The sequence below is a fragment of the Saprospiraceae bacterium genome (genome assembly GCA_016713025.1).
Taxonomy (GTDB): domain Bacteria; phylum Bacteroidota; class Bacteroidia; order Chitinophagales; family Saprospiraceae; genus OLB9.
Window position 1 is genome coordinate 3,193,443 of record JADJPZ010000004.1, and the last position, 17,503, is coordinate 3,210,945.

Annotated in this window: 12 protein-coding genes; 11 read left to right on the forward strand and 1 reads right to left on the reverse strand. The window is 38.1% G+C overall.

Going from position 1 to position 17,503, the window contains the following annotated elements; all coding sequences use genetic code 11:
• Positions 1-13: 13 nt before the first annotated feature.
• Positions 14-1,276: a peptidase M14 gene (locus tag IPK35_20005; protein ID MBK8055488.1), complete on the forward strand. Its 1,263-nt coding sequence runs from the start codon at positions 14-16 to the stop codon at positions 1,274-1,276.
• Between the two features lie 212 nt (positions 1,277-1,488).
• On the opposite strand, the gene IPK35_20010 is transcribed toward IPK35_20005, so the two are convergent.
• Positions 1,489-3,045 carry a YifB family Mg chelatase-like AAA ATPase gene (locus tag IPK35_20010; protein MBK8055489.1) on the reverse strand — a complete coding sequence of 519 codons (1,557 nt, stop codon included), beginning with the start codon at positions 3,043-3,045 and terminating at the stop codon, positions 1,489-1,491.
• Between the two features lie 814 nt (positions 3,046-3,859).
• Here IPK35_20010 and IPK35_20015 point away from each other — a divergent pair.
• The 10 genes from IPK35_20015 (at position 3,860) to IPK35_20060 (ending at position 17,234) form a co-directional block, all read left to right on the forward strand.
• Positions 3,860-4,867, forward strand: a complete 1,008-nt coding sequence (locus tag IPK35_20015) for an NAD(P)/FAD-dependent oxidoreductase (GenBank protein MBK8055490.1) — start codon at positions 3,860-3,862, stop codon at positions 4,865-4,867.
• 125 nt (positions 4,868-4,992) lie between these two features.
• Positions 4,993-5,322 (forward strand): 2Fe-2S iron-sulfur cluster binding domain-containing protein, encoded by a 330-nt coding sequence (locus tag IPK35_20020; GenBank protein ID MBK8055491.1) that lies wholly within the window; start codon positions 4,993-4,995, stop codon positions 5,320-5,322.
• Positions 5,323-5,853: 531 nt separating this feature from the next.
• Positions 5,854-8,394 (forward strand): hypothetical protein, encoded by a 2,541-nt coding sequence (locus tag IPK35_20025; GenBank protein ID MBK8055492.1) that lies wholly within the window; start codon positions 5,854-5,856, stop codon positions 8,392-8,394.
• Between the two features lie 103 nt (positions 8,395-8,497).
• Entirely contained in the window at positions 8,498-9,613 is a 1,116-nt protein-coding gene (locus tag IPK35_20030; protein MBK8055493.1) for a hypothetical protein, read from the forward strand.
• A 46-nt stretch (positions 9,614-9,659) separates the two neighbouring features.
• Positions 9,660-10,901, forward strand: coding sequence for a fumarylacetoacetase (fahA, locus tag IPK35_20035; GenBank protein MBK8055494.1), 1,242 nt, complete (start codon positions 9,660-9,662; stop codon positions 10,899-10,901).
• A 108-nt stretch (positions 10,902-11,009) separates the two neighbouring features.
• Complete coding sequence (locus tag IPK35_20040; protein MBK8055495.1) at positions 11,010-13,502, forward strand: carbohydrate binding family 9 domain-containing protein; 2,493 nt, start codon at positions 11,010-11,012, stop codon at positions 13,500-13,502.
• Positions 13,499-14,260, forward strand: coding sequence for a phosphatase PAP2 family protein (locus IPK35_20045; GenBank protein ID MBK8055496.1), 762 nt, complete (start codon positions 13,499-13,501; stop codon positions 14,258-14,260). The genes IPK35_20040 and IPK35_20045 overlap by 4 nt, the downstream gene beginning before the upstream one ends.
• Positions 14,261-14,680: 420 nt before the next feature.
• Positions 14,681-15,463, forward strand: coding sequence for a transposase (locus tag IPK35_20050; protein ID MBK8055497.1), 783 nt, complete (start codon positions 14,681-14,683; stop codon positions 15,461-15,463).
• A 97-nt stretch (positions 15,464-15,560) separates the two neighbouring features.
• Positions 15,561-15,824, forward strand: coding sequence for a hypothetical protein (locus IPK35_20055; GenBank protein MBK8055498.1), 264 nt, complete (start codon positions 15,561-15,563; stop codon positions 15,822-15,824).
• Between the two features lie 102 nt (positions 15,825-15,926).
• Positions 15,927-17,234 carry an N-acetylmuramoyl-L-alanine amidase gene (locus IPK35_20060; protein ID MBK8055499.1) on the forward strand — a complete coding sequence of 436 codons (1,308 nt, stop codon included), beginning with the start codon at positions 15,927-15,929 and terminating at the stop codon, positions 17,232-17,234.
• Positions 17,235-17,503: the final 269 nt, after the last annotated feature.

Sequence of the window (17,503 nt, forward strand, 5' to 3'; positions counted from 1 at the left end):
CTCTTAGAAGGCCATGATAAAGTTTTTTTATTTACTGTTTTTTGTTTTTATCTCCTGCACTCCAAATGCCCAACAATTTCCCAAGGAAATATATCTCGCATATGACAACCATAAAGAACCTTCCTTTACAGTAAAAAGATTTAAACATAGTGACGTAGTACGACTTATCGAAAAACACAAAACAAGTCGGAATTTGATCATCACTGAAGCAGGGAAGTCTTTTGAAGATAGAAACATTTATCAGGTGAAATACGGCAATGGACCTGTCAAACTTTTGTTGTGGTCACAGATGCATGGCAATGAAGCAACAGCCACCATGGCTTTGTTTGATATCTTTAATTTTCTGAAGGCGTCTGGAGATAAGTTTGATTCATTTCGCAAAGAATTAGCAGAAAAGGCTACTATTTATTTTATCCCAATGCTCAATCCTGATGGTGCTGAAAAGTGGCAAAGAAGGACAGCTCAGGAAATAGATATGAATCGGGATGCTCTCAGATTAGTTTGTCCTGAATCCAGATTGCTGAAAAACCTGCAGCAAACAATAAAGCCTGATTTTGGATACAACCTACACGATCAGGATCACAGAATAAGTGCGGGGGTTTCAAAAAATCCGGCTACAATTTCCTTTCTGGCCTCCGCATATGATCATGAATTAAGTATGAATGAAGTAAGAAAAAGATCAGTGCAGTTGATTTCAAAAATGAATAAAGACTTACAACAGTTTGTCCCAGAGCAGATTGCCAGATACCCGGATGACCATGAACCAAGGGCATTTGGTGACAATATCCAGAAGTGGGGTACCAGCCTGATTTTGATAGAGTCGGGTGGATATAAAAATGATCCGGAAAAAATGTATATTCGTAAGCTCAATTTTGTATCTATACTTTCTTCCTTTCACCATATCATTCATAAGACCTACACTAAAGAGACACATTCTGAATATGAGAAAATACCGGAAAATAAAAACTTCCTTCATGACCTGATCATCAGAAATGTAGCATTAATGGTCAACAATACATCTTATAATGCAGATATTGCTATCTCCAGAAATGAACTTACTTCTGAAGATTTTCTCACATACACTTACAAATCTGTGATTTCAGATATTGGTGATTTGAGCACATATTATGGTTTTGAAGAAATTGATGCTAAGGGTGCCGGCATAACACTCCAAAATGATACCATATTTACTCCCAAGGTTGGTATGCCAGCCAGCTTCGTACTGAAAGACCTCAATGGTAAAAAAACTGTGGTCAATAATGGATTTAAAGAATAAAAAACAATTAGGATTTAGAGTATGGGTAAATCAAGGTCACAACTGTTGGGTTAACCCTACAGTTTCCAATCAATCGGAAAGTCTGTATAATTTGACAAAAAGTAGAACTAATCAGATATTCATTTCCAAAATATTTCATTCTGAATTTACGATCACGCTAAAGGCGGATAAACTTTAACATCAACAGGGGTATTTCTGATTACTTTGTTTAATCAACCAGACCATCCTTCTCTATCCAAACTTCTATACTGGATGGCTTCGGCCAGATGTTCGATTTTGATATCAGGACTTCCCGCGAGATCAGCACCTGTACGCGCCACTTTAAGTATTCTGTCATATGCTCTGGCTGAGAGTTGCAGCCGTGTCATCGCTGTCTTCAAAAGATTTGCTCCAGCAGGTGTCAATTCACACACATCACGGACCATACGACTAGGCATCTGAGCATTGCAGAAGATACCTTGCTGATCCTTAAATCTTTCATTCTGGATTTCACGGGCCCTGATGACCCTCTCCACAATTTGTTCGCTTGTTTCACTTTTGTATTCGTGATTTGCTAGTTCGTCATAAGAGACTGGTGTCACTTCCACATGCAGGTCTATACGGTCCAGAAGCGGGCCTGAAATTTTAGTCAGATATTTTTTAACTACTCCGGGGCCACACACACATTCTTTCTCCGGATGATTGTAGAATCCACAAGGACATGGATTCATAGAAGCTATGAGCATAAAACTGGAAGGATAGTCCACTGATACTTTTGCCCTTGAGATAGTGACTCGCCTTTCTTCCATAGGTTGACGCATGACTTCCAGTACCTGTCGCTTGAATTCGGGTAACTCATCAAGAAACAATACTCCATTGTGGGCAAGGGATATTTCGCCTGGGTTGGGATTGGATCCACCGCCAACGAGTGCGACATCGCTGATGGTATGATGAGGTGACCTGAATGGTCGTTCGGTGACAAGTGATGAATTAGCACCTAAAACTCCTGCTACTGAATGGATTTTTGTGGTTTCTAAAGCTTCATGTAGGTTTAACGGTGGCAAGATCGTAGGCAGTCGTCTCGCAAGCATAGTTTTTCCGGCACCAGGTGGACCAATCAGTATGACATTGTGTCCACCAGCAGCAGCAATTTCCAGAGCTCTTTTGATATTGTCCTGACCTTTTACGTCACTGAAATTGATAGCATACTGGTTACTCGTATCTGCAAATACTTCCCGGGTATCATATTCCACAGGCTTCATTTCGATGTCCCCATTCATAAAATCTATCGCTTCCTTTAGGTTTTCGATCCCATAGACTGCTATACCATTCACGATGGCCGCTTCTCTCGCATTTTCTTTGGGCAAAATAAAGGACTTAAACCCTTCTTTCCTGGCTTGAATCGCTATAGGAAGGGCACCTTTGATCGGACGCAAAGCACCATCAAGGGCCAGTTCGCCCATAAATATCACTTTATCAAGTTCAGTGGCACTGACTTGTCCGGTTGATGCCAGAATACCCATAGCTATGGGCAGGTCATAAGAGGATCCTTCTTTCCTGATATCTGCGGGTGCCAGATTGACCACCAATTTGACACGTGGGACTTGCAAACCGATGTTTTTTATGGATGCTTCTATCCTTTGCCAGCCTTCTTTTACGGCATTGTCAGGTAAACCTACCAACCAATACATCTGTTTTCCGGCAGCTACATTGCCACCAGCGTTGACCTCCACAGTGATAGTCTGTGCTTCAACACCATGAACCGCAGAAGCATAGGTTTTAGAAAGCATATTTATAAGCTATTATGTAATTCAGGTTTAAACCCGAATTATGCATTAGAAAGTCTATTCCGAAGCTAAACTGCTTTAAATCAGAATCCGCCGCTGCGGACAATTTTTCTTCTGTAACCGTAGCGGTGCTACGCTTTTCGAATATAAATAGCTGATTTATTGCATTTTAGCTTCTCATGACGAAGTTCTAATGCATAATCCGAGTTAAAGGTAAGCAATCCTTCATTATTGAGCATTTGTTTGCACAACAAATTACAATTTTTGCCATTTTGAAAAAGATCTATTCAAAGTATTTGGAATTACTCTCTTTAGATTATTACAATGATGTATTATTCAACATTATACCAAACAGAAAATTGAATGTCTAAATTAACATCATAATTATTTAATCTACAATACATTATGATTTGCTCTTTCGCATAATAATTTCTATTCACTATAAAATCTCTTTTAGAAGAATATTCATCAATTGTACAAATTTTGAATGAAGATGAAATGGATGATATTTAAAGATCTTTTTCTTCATCATCCTTTGCAGGTCCGTTGAGTTTCCACAATACAAATCCAAATCCTGCAATGAGATGCAGAATAATGATGCCTACCAGAATATTGGTGATCATATTTCAAATATTTAGTACTTTCAATTTGCAAATATCTCCTCTTTCATGTGATTTGTTCAAAAAGATGATAAAAATTTTGAATTTGATATTGGGTAGTACATCAATTTGAAAGTAGTTTTGCAACTTTATTTGAAGCCGAATTGTTAAAATGGCTATTTATTGAATATTGACTTTAATGCTATTAGATATTTAAAATGTTTAAGACTGACATACTTATTATTGGAGCAGGTCCTGTAGGATTATTTACAGTTTTTGAAGCCGGACTGCTCAAGTTAAAATGCCATCTTGTAGATTCTCTCGGACAGCCTGGAGGACAGCTTACAGAAATATATCCTAAAAAACCTATCTATTATATACCTGGATATCCAAGTGTTCTCGCCAGCGATCTTGTCGACAATCTGATGAAACAACTCGAGCCTTTCAAACCGGAATTTACACTAGGAGAAAGAGCAGAAAAACTGGAAAAAACGGAAGATAATCTTTACAAACTTACCACCAGCAAAGGCACAATCATATACGCACCCGTAGTTGCAATAGCTGGTGGTTTAGGTTGTTTTGAACCACGAAAACCACCTATTGACAATATTGACCACTTTGAAGACAGAGGTGTAGACTACATCATCAAAGATCCTGAAAAATACAGAGGTAAAAAAGTACTTGTAGCTGGAGGCGGTGACTCTGCCCTGGATTGGAGCATCATACTGTCTGATATTGCAGCAGAAGTGGCACTTATACACCGCAGAACTTCTTTCAGAGGAGCGCTGGATTCTGTTGAAAAAGTAATGGAACTGGCTAATGTTGGAAAGATACATCTCATCACCAATGCACAGGCCATCGGGCTGAACGGAAACGGTATGTTACAGGAAGTCATCATTGAAGAAGAAGGAAAGGACAATTATCCTTATATTGCTGATTATTTTATACCCTTATTTGGCTTAGCTCCCAAACTTGGGCCTATCGGAGACTGGGGTCTTGAAATTAAGGACAATGCTATTGTGGTTGATACTTATGATTACAGTACCAATGTACCAGGTATATATGCAATCGGTGATATCAATACGTATTCAGGTAAGCTGAAGCTGATTTTATGCGGCTTCCATGAGGGTACGCTGATGGTCCAGTCGGCATTTAAATATATCTATCCAGACCAGAAATTGTCCTTTAAGTACACTACAGTATCAGGTGTCAATGGATTTGAGTAAGGAGTTAGTGTATTTTTGCAAGAAATGCAGTCATTACTTTATCCCATTCATTCATATTGTGACAAGAGTCACACAAGAGTAATAAATCCATCTTATCTTTGAGCCATAAATCTGAAAAAATCCTGATGGATAATATAATAAGTCTTACAGTAATAGATAGAGATGGAGCTGAACATTGTCTCGAAGCTCCTACGGATATGGCCATGAATGTCATGGAAGTCTGCAAATCATATGAATTACCAGTGGAAGGTATATGTGGTGGAATGGCGTTGTGCGCATCATGCCATGTATATGTATTGAGCGATCACGAGCTGTCAGAACCATCAGAAGACGAAGAAAATATGCTTGATCAGGCTTTCTTTGTAAAATCCAACTCTAGATTAGGTTGTCAATTGTATATAGCAGAAAACTTAAACGGTCTCGTCGTTGAGTTAGCACCTGTAAGTGGTGATTGAGTTGGGGCAATAAAAAGCCTTTCACTTTTTCATACTAAACAGAAAATTGAAAGCCAATATTTTAAAATCATAATTAATTAACTTACAATACATTATGATTATAATTTTTTGAATAATATTTTCGACTCACTATAAGATGTTCTAGCTCTAAGAAACTACAAATGACATAGTTTGTCATCTAATGGTGCATTCACTAATTACACTTCTGCTCTGACTAGATAAAGAACTTAATTAAATGTGGTTCTTTATCCGAATATCTGAGTTAAAAATACTCACCGTAGGATTTGTCCTAACTGTGGCACAGTGGCCACAATTCAGAGCTAAAATCTTTTGCGACGATTTCTTTACGCTCTTCTTGCTTTTTGTCTTGATCTTCAAAAAAAATAACGCCCATTTTAATTTGAACCTATTATCTAGTCAGAGCACTACCATACTCATAGACTAAAAATACTTTTTTTATAAGACTAAAACTAAAAACCGGATAAATCGTATATTTTTTTACCTTTGGCGCTCAAATATACCTACTGAATAATGAAATCATCCTTATCTCTTTTCTGTTTTTTTTTAATATCTGTGGTTCTTGTAAGCCAAAAAAGTATTTTGTCTCCCGACCAATATTTTAAACACTATGGCAAACAACATTCATTACACCACCAAATCATAGAATATATCAAATATGCTGATCAACAAAGCGATCAGCTTCAGTTGACCCAATATGGAGAATCATCTCAAGGAAGACCCATGTATCTTTCCTTCATTTCTACGGCCGAAAACCTTAAAAACCTTGAAAATATACGACTGACCAACCTTAATAGCGCCGGTGTATCACCTCAAAAACCAGCGCAATCCATCGAAAAAGCATTGTTATGGTGTAGTTTTGGTGTACATGGAAATGAAGCAGGAACAACTGAGAGTGCCATCAATATCATGTATCAATTGCTGACCAATCCCAAAGCAGAAGAATGGTTAAAAAATACCGTGATCATACTTGACCCAAGCCTTAACCCTGATGGATATGACAGATACGTGCATTTTTTGAAGAATGCTTCAGGAAATAACATCCATCCTGGTGCTATGGACCGCGAACATATGGAACCCTGGCCATCAGGACGATACAACCATTATATGTATGATCTCAACAGAGACTGGGCATGGCATACACAACAAGAGACCAAATCAAGGATCTTAGTCTATAATCAATGGCTGCCTCATGTGCACGCAGATTTTCATGAGATGGGATATAATTCTAATTATTTTTTCGCTCCGGCAGCAGAGCCAATGCATCAATATGTCACACCCTTTCAAAGAGAATTTCAACTTGAGATTGGTAAAAATCATGCCACTTATTTCGATAAAAACGGATGGTTGTACTGGACTCGGGAGCGGTTTGATCTACTTTATCCATCTTATGGAGATACCTATCCAAGCTACAGTGGCGCCATAGGCATGACCTATGAGCAAGCAGGTAATAGTTCATCGGGTAGGGCAATACTTTTAAGCAATGGAGACACATTGACCATTCAGGACAAAATCGATCATAATACAGCTGTCGGATTGTCCACTGTAGAAGTCGCTTCAAAAAATGCTGAAAGACTTATTAGCAATTTTAAAGCTTATTATAAACAGAGTGTACAGAACCCGGTCGGCAAATACAAAGGATATGTACTTAAAAAAAGTCCATCTATGTCCAGACTTGCTGCAATATTTGACAATAGTGGGATCAAATATGGTTTTGCTACTAAAAATTCAAATGCGAGTGCTTATCACTATCAGTCAAAAGCCATTAAGTCCTTTGAAATTTCAAGTGGTGACATGGTCATTTCTGCCAATCAATCACGATCATTATTACTTCAGGTATTGATGGAAGAAGAACCTATACTGTCAGATTCAGCAACTTATGACATCACTGCATGGGCATTACCTTTTGCTTACGGACTGGAATGTTATGCATTTTCATCTTTGCCCAAAATAGATGTTTCTGGATCGGTTGAGCCTATCAAGCCTGAGGTCAAAAAAAATTCCGCTCCTGTCTTTGCATATCAAATCCCCTGGAATGACCTCAGGTCAGCTCAGTTACTGGGACAATTGCACCAACATGGTTTTAAAGTGAGGATGGCGGTTGCTGAGTCACTTTTCCATGGTAAAAAAATAGAAAAAGGCACCATCATGGTCACCCGTGACGATAATAAAAGGAAAAATGATTTTGAAAGCGCCATAGAAAAACTGGCTGAAGAGTACAAAATCTTCGACTTTGTAAGACATTACACTGGATTTTCTGATAAAGGCGGAGATTTGGGTGGAGGAAATTATCAGATCATACAGTCACCAAAAGTACTTTCATTCTCAGGTAGGGGTATCAGTTCCAACTCTTGTGGTGAGATATGGCATTATTTTGATAAGACATTAAATTATCCTGTCAGTACCGTAGAATGGGATCGTTTTGACAGAATTAATTTTGCAGACTATAATACCATTATTCTCCCTGATGGTGGTTACTCCATCAATGATGACAAATATAAAAAACTTGATGAATGGACCAAAAACGGCGGAAGGCTCATCGTTATAGAAGGAGCAGTCCAGCAATTTTCGGGCAAAAAGGGTTTAAATTTTGAAACATTTGCTACCGATGATGATAAAAAAGCAGCTGAGTCACAGGATAGAAAACTGGATCTTGAAGCCAGATTAAATGACTTTGAAGGACTTGAGAGACGCAATATCAGCAAAGGAACAGCAGGTGCTATAGTAAAAAATAAAGTAGATGATAGCCATCCACTTGCTTATGGTCTTGGCAAAACCTATTATAGCCTAAAAACTTCTTCTGCCACATTTGCGTTGCAAAAAGGACTTTGGAATGTCATTCATGTGCCCAAAATTTATGATATTTTTGGATTTGTAGGACATAGTATGAAGCCAAGACTTGCTGAATCTGTTTCTTTTGCCGTACAATCCAATGGGTCAGGTCAGGCTATTTTTATGGTGGACAATCCACTATTCAGGGGATTTTGGGACAAGGGACTTCTGCTTTTTGCCAATGCTGTTTTTTTGAATGGATACATACCGCAAAATTATTGATCTGTATATGAAATGGCAAGAGATCATTTTTAAAATAGCTATTTTTAGTATTCAAGTTTCGGATAAATTTTTAAAAAGTTAGAACCAAAAGAATAAATATATAATGAAATTTAATTGTCAAACTTTTACATTGGCGGTATTTCTAATACTTTCTAATTTTGAGCTCACAGCCCAGGGGTGTGTGGCCATCAGGCAAATGTCCACTTGTACAGGTGGTGGATTAGCTTCCAATATTCTTCAGAAAGGCGAAGCCCAGATTGGGTTCAACTACAGATATTTTAAATCTTTCAGACATTATAGAGGTACTCACGAAGAAGCGGACAGGGTAGCCAATGGCACCGAAGTAATAAATTATTCAAATGGATTTGAATTTTCAATTAATTATGGATTAAGTCAAAGGATATATACAAATATTAATTTACCGTATGCTATCTATGAAAGATCTTCGCTCTACGAACATGGCCGAACTGAAAGACATAGTTCTTTTTCGAGAGGGTTGGCAGATATTAGGGTGGGTATTGGCTATTGGTTACTTAATCCGGAGCAATATAGCAAAGGTAATATAGCTTTTGGGATTGGACTAAAACTACCAACCGGATCTTTTAACGCCTCAGACATTTTTTATAATGTGGGCATTAATAAGACATCGGAAGTAAGACCTGTTGATCAGTCTATACAACCTGGTGACGGCGGCTTTGGTCCTTCAGTCGACATACAATTTTACAGAAAGATTTCATCAAAATTTTCCATATACGGTACTGGATTCTATTTATTTAGCCCGAAGGAAACCAATGGTGTCAGAACCTTCAGAGAAACTTTAAGTCCTTTATTGGCCAATGAATCAATCATGTCTGTAACAGATCAGTTTTCAGCGCGTATCGGGTTAAATTATGGGTTTAATCATACACTTGGTGTTGGACTCGGAGCAAGATATGAAGGCATTCCTGTAAATGACCTGATAGGTGGAAGTCAAGGATTCAGGCGACCAGGAAATATATTATCCGTTGAGCCTTCAATAAATTATATGAAGGGAAATGTATCGATAAGTTTCAGTGTTCCGATCGCTCTTCGCCGCGAAAGACCACAAAGTGTCACAGATTTGGCAACAGAAAAACAGACAGGCATGCCTCGCAATGGAGACTCGGCTTTTGCAGATTATTTGTTGAGTTTCGGTGTTTTCTACAGAATAAATAGTATGCCAAAAACAGACCATAAGTAATTAATCTGACTAGTATTCATAATGATCGGATTGCAAATATATTCGTATGAAGAGTTTTATAGAGATACCTGAAAATAACGATTTTACCCTTCATAATATACCTTTTGGGATATTTAGAAAAACCAACTCAGACTACCTGGCAGCATGTACACGTGTGGGCAATATAATAATTGATTTGCATCAATGTATGGAGGCAGGATTGTTTAGTAAAGTTACATTACCCCAAAATATTTTTAAATCTGACAAACTAAATCCCTTTATTGCTTTAGGAAAAAGCATCCCCAATACAGTCCGTAAAATACTTCAGGAGTCTTTAGATACAGGTGGAATGTTAGATCAGCTTTCACGTGAAAACAAACAGATCTTGATTCCGACCAATGAGATAGAAATGTTATTGCCCATTGAAATAGGCGATTACACAGATTTTTACTCCAGCCGCGAGCATGCTACCAATGTTGGTGTGATGTTCCGAGACCCTGCTAATGCATTGCTGCCCAATTGGCTGCATCTCCCGGTAGGATATCATGGCAGGGCGTCATCCATCGTAGTATCCGGTACAGATATCAAGCGACCAAGTGGTCAGACAATGCCTGATGGAGCTACACAGCCTGTCTTTGGCCCCACTAAACAATTGGACTTTGAGCTTGAAATGGCATTTGTAATCGGAAAAAACAGTGCCCTGGGAGAATCCATTTCGGTTGACAATGCTGAAGAATATATCTTTGGGCTTATGCTCTTCAATGACTGGTCGGCACGCGATATACAGAAATGGGAGTACGTACCTTTGGGTCCATTCCTGGCAAAAAATTTTGCTTCCACGCTATCTCCCTGGATTGTCACTCTCGAAGCTCTGAAGATTTTCAGGACTGCCGGACCTGAGCAAAATCCAACACCACTACCTTATCTGCAATCCAAAGGACCAAAAAACTATGACATCCATCTGACTGTTGATATCAATACGGAATATGGAGAATCACAAAGAGTCTCAGAGTCAAATTTTAAATATATGTACTGGAATATGTGTCAACAATTGGCCCACCACACTGTCAATGGCTGTAATGTCAGGGTTGGTGATCTTATGGCTTCCGGTACGATCAGTGGACCGACCCCGGATTCATATGGATCTATGCTCGAAATCTGCTGGAAAGGAACAAAACCCATCGAAATGCCGGACGGGACCCAGCGAAGATTTATCAATGATGGCGATACCGTCGTCATGCGCGGATGGTGCGAAAAGGATGGCATACGCATAGGCTTTGGAGCATGTGATGGTAAAATTGAAAAATAGACAATTCTCCTAAGAATAGAAAATTAAGGTGGGGATAACAAATTACACATTATCTTGTTTTAAAATATTAACTTCATACCTTTGTGCAGTTTTTCTAAAAATATCATTTTGAAAGTCAGATTTTTATACCTTATCCTATTATTTTCCTTATGCACAGGTGCGATTACAGCATCAAATCCTGATAAAAAGCTTAATGCACTTCGTATCAATGAAGCTATAAAGATGGATGGTGTGCTGGATGAGGAAGTCTGGAAAAATGCTCAAGTAGCTACAGATTTTATTCAAACTGAACCAACACCGGGTTTGTCTGCAACATTTGTAACAGAGGCCTTTTTTTTATATGACAACAATGCGGTGTATATCGGTGCCCGAATGTTTGATCCTGAATCGCAAAAAATCCTGAAAGAATTGTCACTAAGAGATCAAATGGGCAATGCGGACTATTTCGGTGTATTTTTTGATACATATAAAAGTGGTATCAACGGGTTCAATTTTTTTGTTACTGCTTCAGGTGTACAAAAAGAAGGAGTAGTAACCAATCATAAGGATGATAGCAACTGGAATGCTGTCTGGGAAAGCGCTGTCTCTCAGGATGCTAAAGGATGGTATGTGGAGATCAAAATCCCTTATTCATCACTGAGGTTCCCATCTGTTGATATTCAAGAATGGAATGTACAGTTTGCAAGAGAGATACGCAGATTTCGTGAGACATCCTACTGGTCTCCCATTGATCCTACCGTCTCAGGATGGGTACAACAATCCGGTTCTGTCACCGGCATCAATAATATCAAATCACCGGTTAGATTGTCCCTTACACCTTATTTGTCAGGGTATGTCAATACTACTTATGATCCTGGTTCAAACCAAAAGAAATTGTCCTCAGGGACTGCTTATAGTGCAGGACTCGATCTGAAATACGGGATCAATGATGCATTTACTTTGGATATGACATTGATTCCTGATTTTGGTCAGGTCATTTCAGACAGACAGGTGCTCAACCTGAGTCCGTTTGAAGTTTTTTTTGAAGACAACAGACAGTTTTTTACAGAAGGCACAGAGCTGTTTAACAGAGGAAGACTATTTTATTCCAGAAGAATCGGAGGAAGACCTATACATTATAACCAAGTGAACTCTCAGCTAAAAGAAGGAGAAACTATCGTCAATAATCCGGAAACGAGTCAGCTTTTTAATGCAACGAAGGTCTCAGGGCGCACTTCAAATGGACTGGGTATCGGAGCTTTTAATGCATTGGTGAGTGAAGAATTTGCTCTCATCCGATCCAATGATGGCGTAGAAAGGCAGATAAAAACCAATCCTATGACCAACTACAACGTTTTTGTATTGGATCAGAATCTAAAAAATAACTCTTATGTAAGTTTGGTCAATACCAATGTATATCGGTTAGGAAGTGATTATGATGCTAATGTCACAGGTGGATTTTTTAATATCAGGAGCGCTAATCAGAAATACATGGTAGGTGGTTCAGGAGTATTAGCTAATCAAATTTACTCCACTGGAACTGAAAGAGGTTTTACATACAATCTGGAACTTGGAAAAATAAGTGGCAACTGGACTTATAGTTTTACGCACGGTGTAGAATCTGAAAAATATAATCCCAATGATCTTGGTTTTCTGTATAGTCCCAATGAAGTATTCTATAATATGGAAGGTCAATACGCACAATACAAACCAAAAAATGAAAAACTTCAACTATATGAAATAGGAGCTAATACTACATATTCCAGATTATACAAACCTTCTGTTTTCAGTGATTTTTATACAATTATCAGAAGCTTCTTCTTGTTTAAAAGCAGAAATGCATTTGGAATCAATGCCAGAATAGAGCCATTTGAAACGCGCGATTATTTTGAACCAAGAACAGTTGATTTTTCAAAGTACGTATCCTGGACTCCCAATTATATGCTCGGAGGATTTATTTCTACGGATTATCGCAAGCCTTTTGCTTTTGATATCAATGCTAATTATCGATATTTTGATGCTGAGCACAGGAGAAATTTTTCATCAAGTTTTAGTCCCAGGTTCAGGTTTAGTGACAGAATGTCTGTTTTTATGAACATGGCCTTGTCCCTTATCCGTTTTGAACCGGGTTATGTTAATAAAAATATTGATAGCAGGCCTATTGAAGGTCTTGGATCCAATGATATTCTGGTAGGTCATAGGAACAGGACCATCATGGAAAACTCACTCACCGGCAGATATATTTTTAATAGTGTCATGGGGATCAATGTCCGAATCAGACACTATTGGGATAAGGTCAGGTATCAGGAATTTGGTGCCCTCAATGATAAAGGATATCCGGATATCATCACCTACAATGGGTTAAATGAAAAAGCAGAACCAATCTTCGACAGAAATGTCAATATATTTAATGTAGATCTTCAGTACAACTGGCGATTTGCTCCCGGCAGCGACATCATCTTTGTATGGAAAAATCAGATCTTCAACAATGACAAAGAGTATCAAAGAGACTATTTCTCCAATCTCGGAGGACTTTTTGACTCATTGCAGACCAATAGCTTTTCTGTAAGAGTGCTTTATTTTCTGGATTACCTGCAGGTGTTTCCCCGTAAGGAAGTATGAAAAAATTTGATCATATCAATATCCGAAATGCTTCTTTTTCAGTTACACTGATTTTCTTTGTCCACATTGCTGTAGGTCAGGTAGCTGATGATGATTCTTTGAAAATTGAAAACTTAAAAAAGCAATCATTCACAAATTATATTTTCCCTGCCACTTGTGTTTCTTATGGTATCACAAGTATGTTTGTACCATCTATTCGGGATATCGACTTTGACATACGTGACAATCAATCCGGATATCAGGAGACTACAGCAGATGATTATCTTATTTATGCTCCACTAGTTAGTAACCTTGCTTTGAGTTGGGGAGGAGTACTTTCAAAAAACAGGTTGCGGGACAAGGCGCTGATTTATCTTATGTCTACCGGACTGAATGCTGTTTTAGTATACCCGACAAAAAAAATTACTTCCAGAGCCCGTCCTGACAATAGTGATTTTCACTCTTTTCCTTCCGGACATACTTCCAATGCCTTTGTAGGAGCAGAATTTTTCTGGCAAGAGTATAAAGACAAATCCAAATTATTAGCTTCGTCGGGTTATATTATTGCTGCTACTACAGGATATCTGAGGATACGAAATAACAAACACTGGTTGAGCGATGTTGTCGCTGGTGCAGGAACAGGTATTTTATCTACCAGATTGGTATATCATTTTTATCCAAAAATATCGAAAATATTATTTGCTGATTCTGATAAAGTGGTTTTACTTCCTTTTTCTGCTTATGATGCAAAAGGAGTCACTTTGTTTGTAGGGTTATAGAGATCATGATCCATGATGGTAAAGACCTTCCATAATTCTACTTTGTTAAATTTAATAATCAGATAATCAGTATATTGTAAATATTTTGTATATTTGTATTGTTGTTTTTTACCTGTCAAATATTCCTTACCTTTAGGAACGGCAGTAACAAAAACGACTTTTTAAGAACACAAAAAACACCCTTTATGAAATTTTTCAGGTCGTCAAGGATGGCGATCTTTGGACGCATGTCATTGATTATCAATCAGTTTTCAAATTAAAGACCATTGACCTTTGCGAAAATTCCGTCAAATATCTTGAAGGTTTGTTCTGTGCAGAACGTTCCAAACGCAATATCGAACGAATGGTGGAGAAGTCAAAAGCACAATATCAATCTCAACAACACTTTATCACAGACTCACCCTGAGTGCTTCGCAACTCATGATGGACGTTGCTAAAAAAGTAAATTCAGATTTAGGAGATACAAAGCTTCAAGCTTTAAACATTGATGAAAATAGTAATAAAAAATCAGGTAAACACTCTGTTGGAGTTTCCAGACAATACAATGGAAATGAGGGTAAGATCGAAAATTCACAAACGGGGGTATTTGCTTCCTTAGGAAGCGGAGAAAAAGTAAGTTTGGTTAATGCTCGTTTATATCTTCCAAAGGAGTGGACAGATGATGAGAAAAGATGCATTAAGGCAGGTGTGCCAAAGAAAGATATTAAATATGCTACTAAGGTGCAACTTGCCATAGATCTGATTGAAGAATTGGACAACAATGGGATAGAATACGGATGGATAGGCGCAGATTCGCTGTATGGTCAGGGGTATGAATTTGCAAATACACTTGACAAAAAAGGAAAGAAGTTTGTACTTGACGTAAAAACGAATCAACATATTTACCTTACAGAACCGGAAGTGTTGGTTGAAAAGCGAGTGACAAAAAAGGGTAAACAGATCGTTAAACTAACCAATGAACAAAAGTCAATAAAAGTAGAAGATTATTATAAAACATTGATTAAGAATGATTTCACCCAAGTCGAATGGCGCAAAGGTACGAAAGGTTGGCTGAAGGCCTTGTTCCATATCCAAACAGTATGGGTCTGGGATAGTAAATCGGAAAAAACTCATAAAAGGACATTGATCATAAGAAAGGATAGTAACAAAATAAAATTCTCGGTGAGTAACTTTACAATAGGGAAAAAAGCATTGAAGAATTAGCTTACATGCAAGGTCAGAGATATTGGATTGAGCGATCGTTTCAAGATAATATAGGAGAGTTAGGAATGGCCGACTATCAGGTGAGAAAATACAATTCATGGTATCACCACATGGCATTAGTGATGATGGCCATGCATTTTATTCTCAAAAAGCGGCAGGGAAAAAGGAAGGAATACCACTACTATCAGCAAGAGATGTCAGGCTGCAGACTATTGCTTTACTCCTGTCTCAAGGTGTAAGCATGGAAGATGAAATAATACAGATGCTCCACAGGCACATACAGCGAGAAAAGGATATTCAACGGCACTTTAAAAATAATCAAACTGATAACCTGTATGAAGATTTTCCTGATAATTCCTAAGTTGACAAAGTAGAAATAAAAGAAAAATAATAATTCATATCCAGTTTATGCTTAGTTCAAATTCTATCCTTAAATTGCTCCACAATTAAGCATTACATCTGCATGAGAAATTTATCTGTACTACTTTTCATTTGTCTGAGTGTTGAATTATACTCTCAGCATTGGAGCAAAACCATTCCATTTCAATGGGACGGAAGTCAGGAAAAGGTCATTATACAGACAATAGATCTTAGCGGTCTCTTTGTAGGAGACTTTATAGGAGTATCTTTTTATCTGGAAGGGAAGGATGTCAGCCCACTTACCATTCAGGCATCCTTTACGACAAAAAAATTGTATCGACAGGTTTTGCCATTTGGAGACGACCCTGATCAGAAAAACAGATTTGTGAGCGAACTTTTATACCTGAAGCCGGATGAAGCGGGAAAGTGTCTTTTACAATTGACATTGTCTGAACATATAAGTGCTCATGTAACAGGGGCCATCAGAGTGTTTGTCCCGCAAATGGAAGCTTCTATCAATGAGCACATCATAAAAAAGGCAAGCCCAAGACACTTTGTGTGCCCGTGCCCACAACCAGATTATGTGCCCAGGACTTCATGGGGAGTAGGATTCAGATTGAATGGAGATATATTTATTGGACCACCTGTATATACTAAAGTAACCCACCTTATAGTCCATCATAGTGCCGGGACTAATGTCAGTAATAACTGGGCCGGAGTAGTTGCCGCTATCTTTGATTTTCATGTCAATACCAATAAATGGTCAGATGTAGGTTACAACTGGCTAATTGACCCTAATGGTGTGATCTATGAAGGAAGAGGAGGCGGAGACAACGTACGAGGTGCGCACATGTGTGGGTATAATAATAATTCCATGGCAGCATGTCTGCTTGGAAATTTTGAAGTAGCACAACCCACCGATGCTATGGTCGCTGCCCTTACCAGATTATTCTCCTGGAAAGCATGTAAAGAAAACATCACTCCGGAAGGTAGTTCTGCAATAGTGTCGCATACTGGATTTATGCAGCATATATCCGGACATCAGGACGGATGTAGCCCCAACTATACACAATGTCCGGGACAAAATCTCTATGTCAAACTACCCGGACTGCGCACAACGACAAAAAAATATATTGACGAAACCTGCTCATCTATATCTGCGTCAGATGATATATTCATAAATCGTACCATTAAAATAATACCCAATCCGGCTGGAGACAATATAAGTATTAAAAATGATAATGATTCGGTAATTGAGCAATTAAAAATAACAGATATCACTGGACGCATAATAATTAGTCCGACCCCATCATCACATGTTATAGACATATCAGCTTTGAAACCGGGAACATATACTTTGATGGCGGTCACTAATTCAAGACTTAAAGTTGGAAAATTTGTTAAAATCTAAATAGAACATTTTATTTCTTAGTACCATATATTTGGGTGTAATTTTGAATATTTTCTGATTTACACATTTTAGCAAAGAAAATGCGACATCGCTTTGAATACAAGCAATTTTAATGTTGTTAATCCGATTGTGCATGCGAACAGTTATGCTGTGCACGTGAACAAATATAAAATATTTGTAAAAATATTTTTCATTTAATTCAAACATTATTACATTTGACGCAGCATTTTGTGTTAACGTTACGTTAAGTAGTGTAGGCGACAACAGGA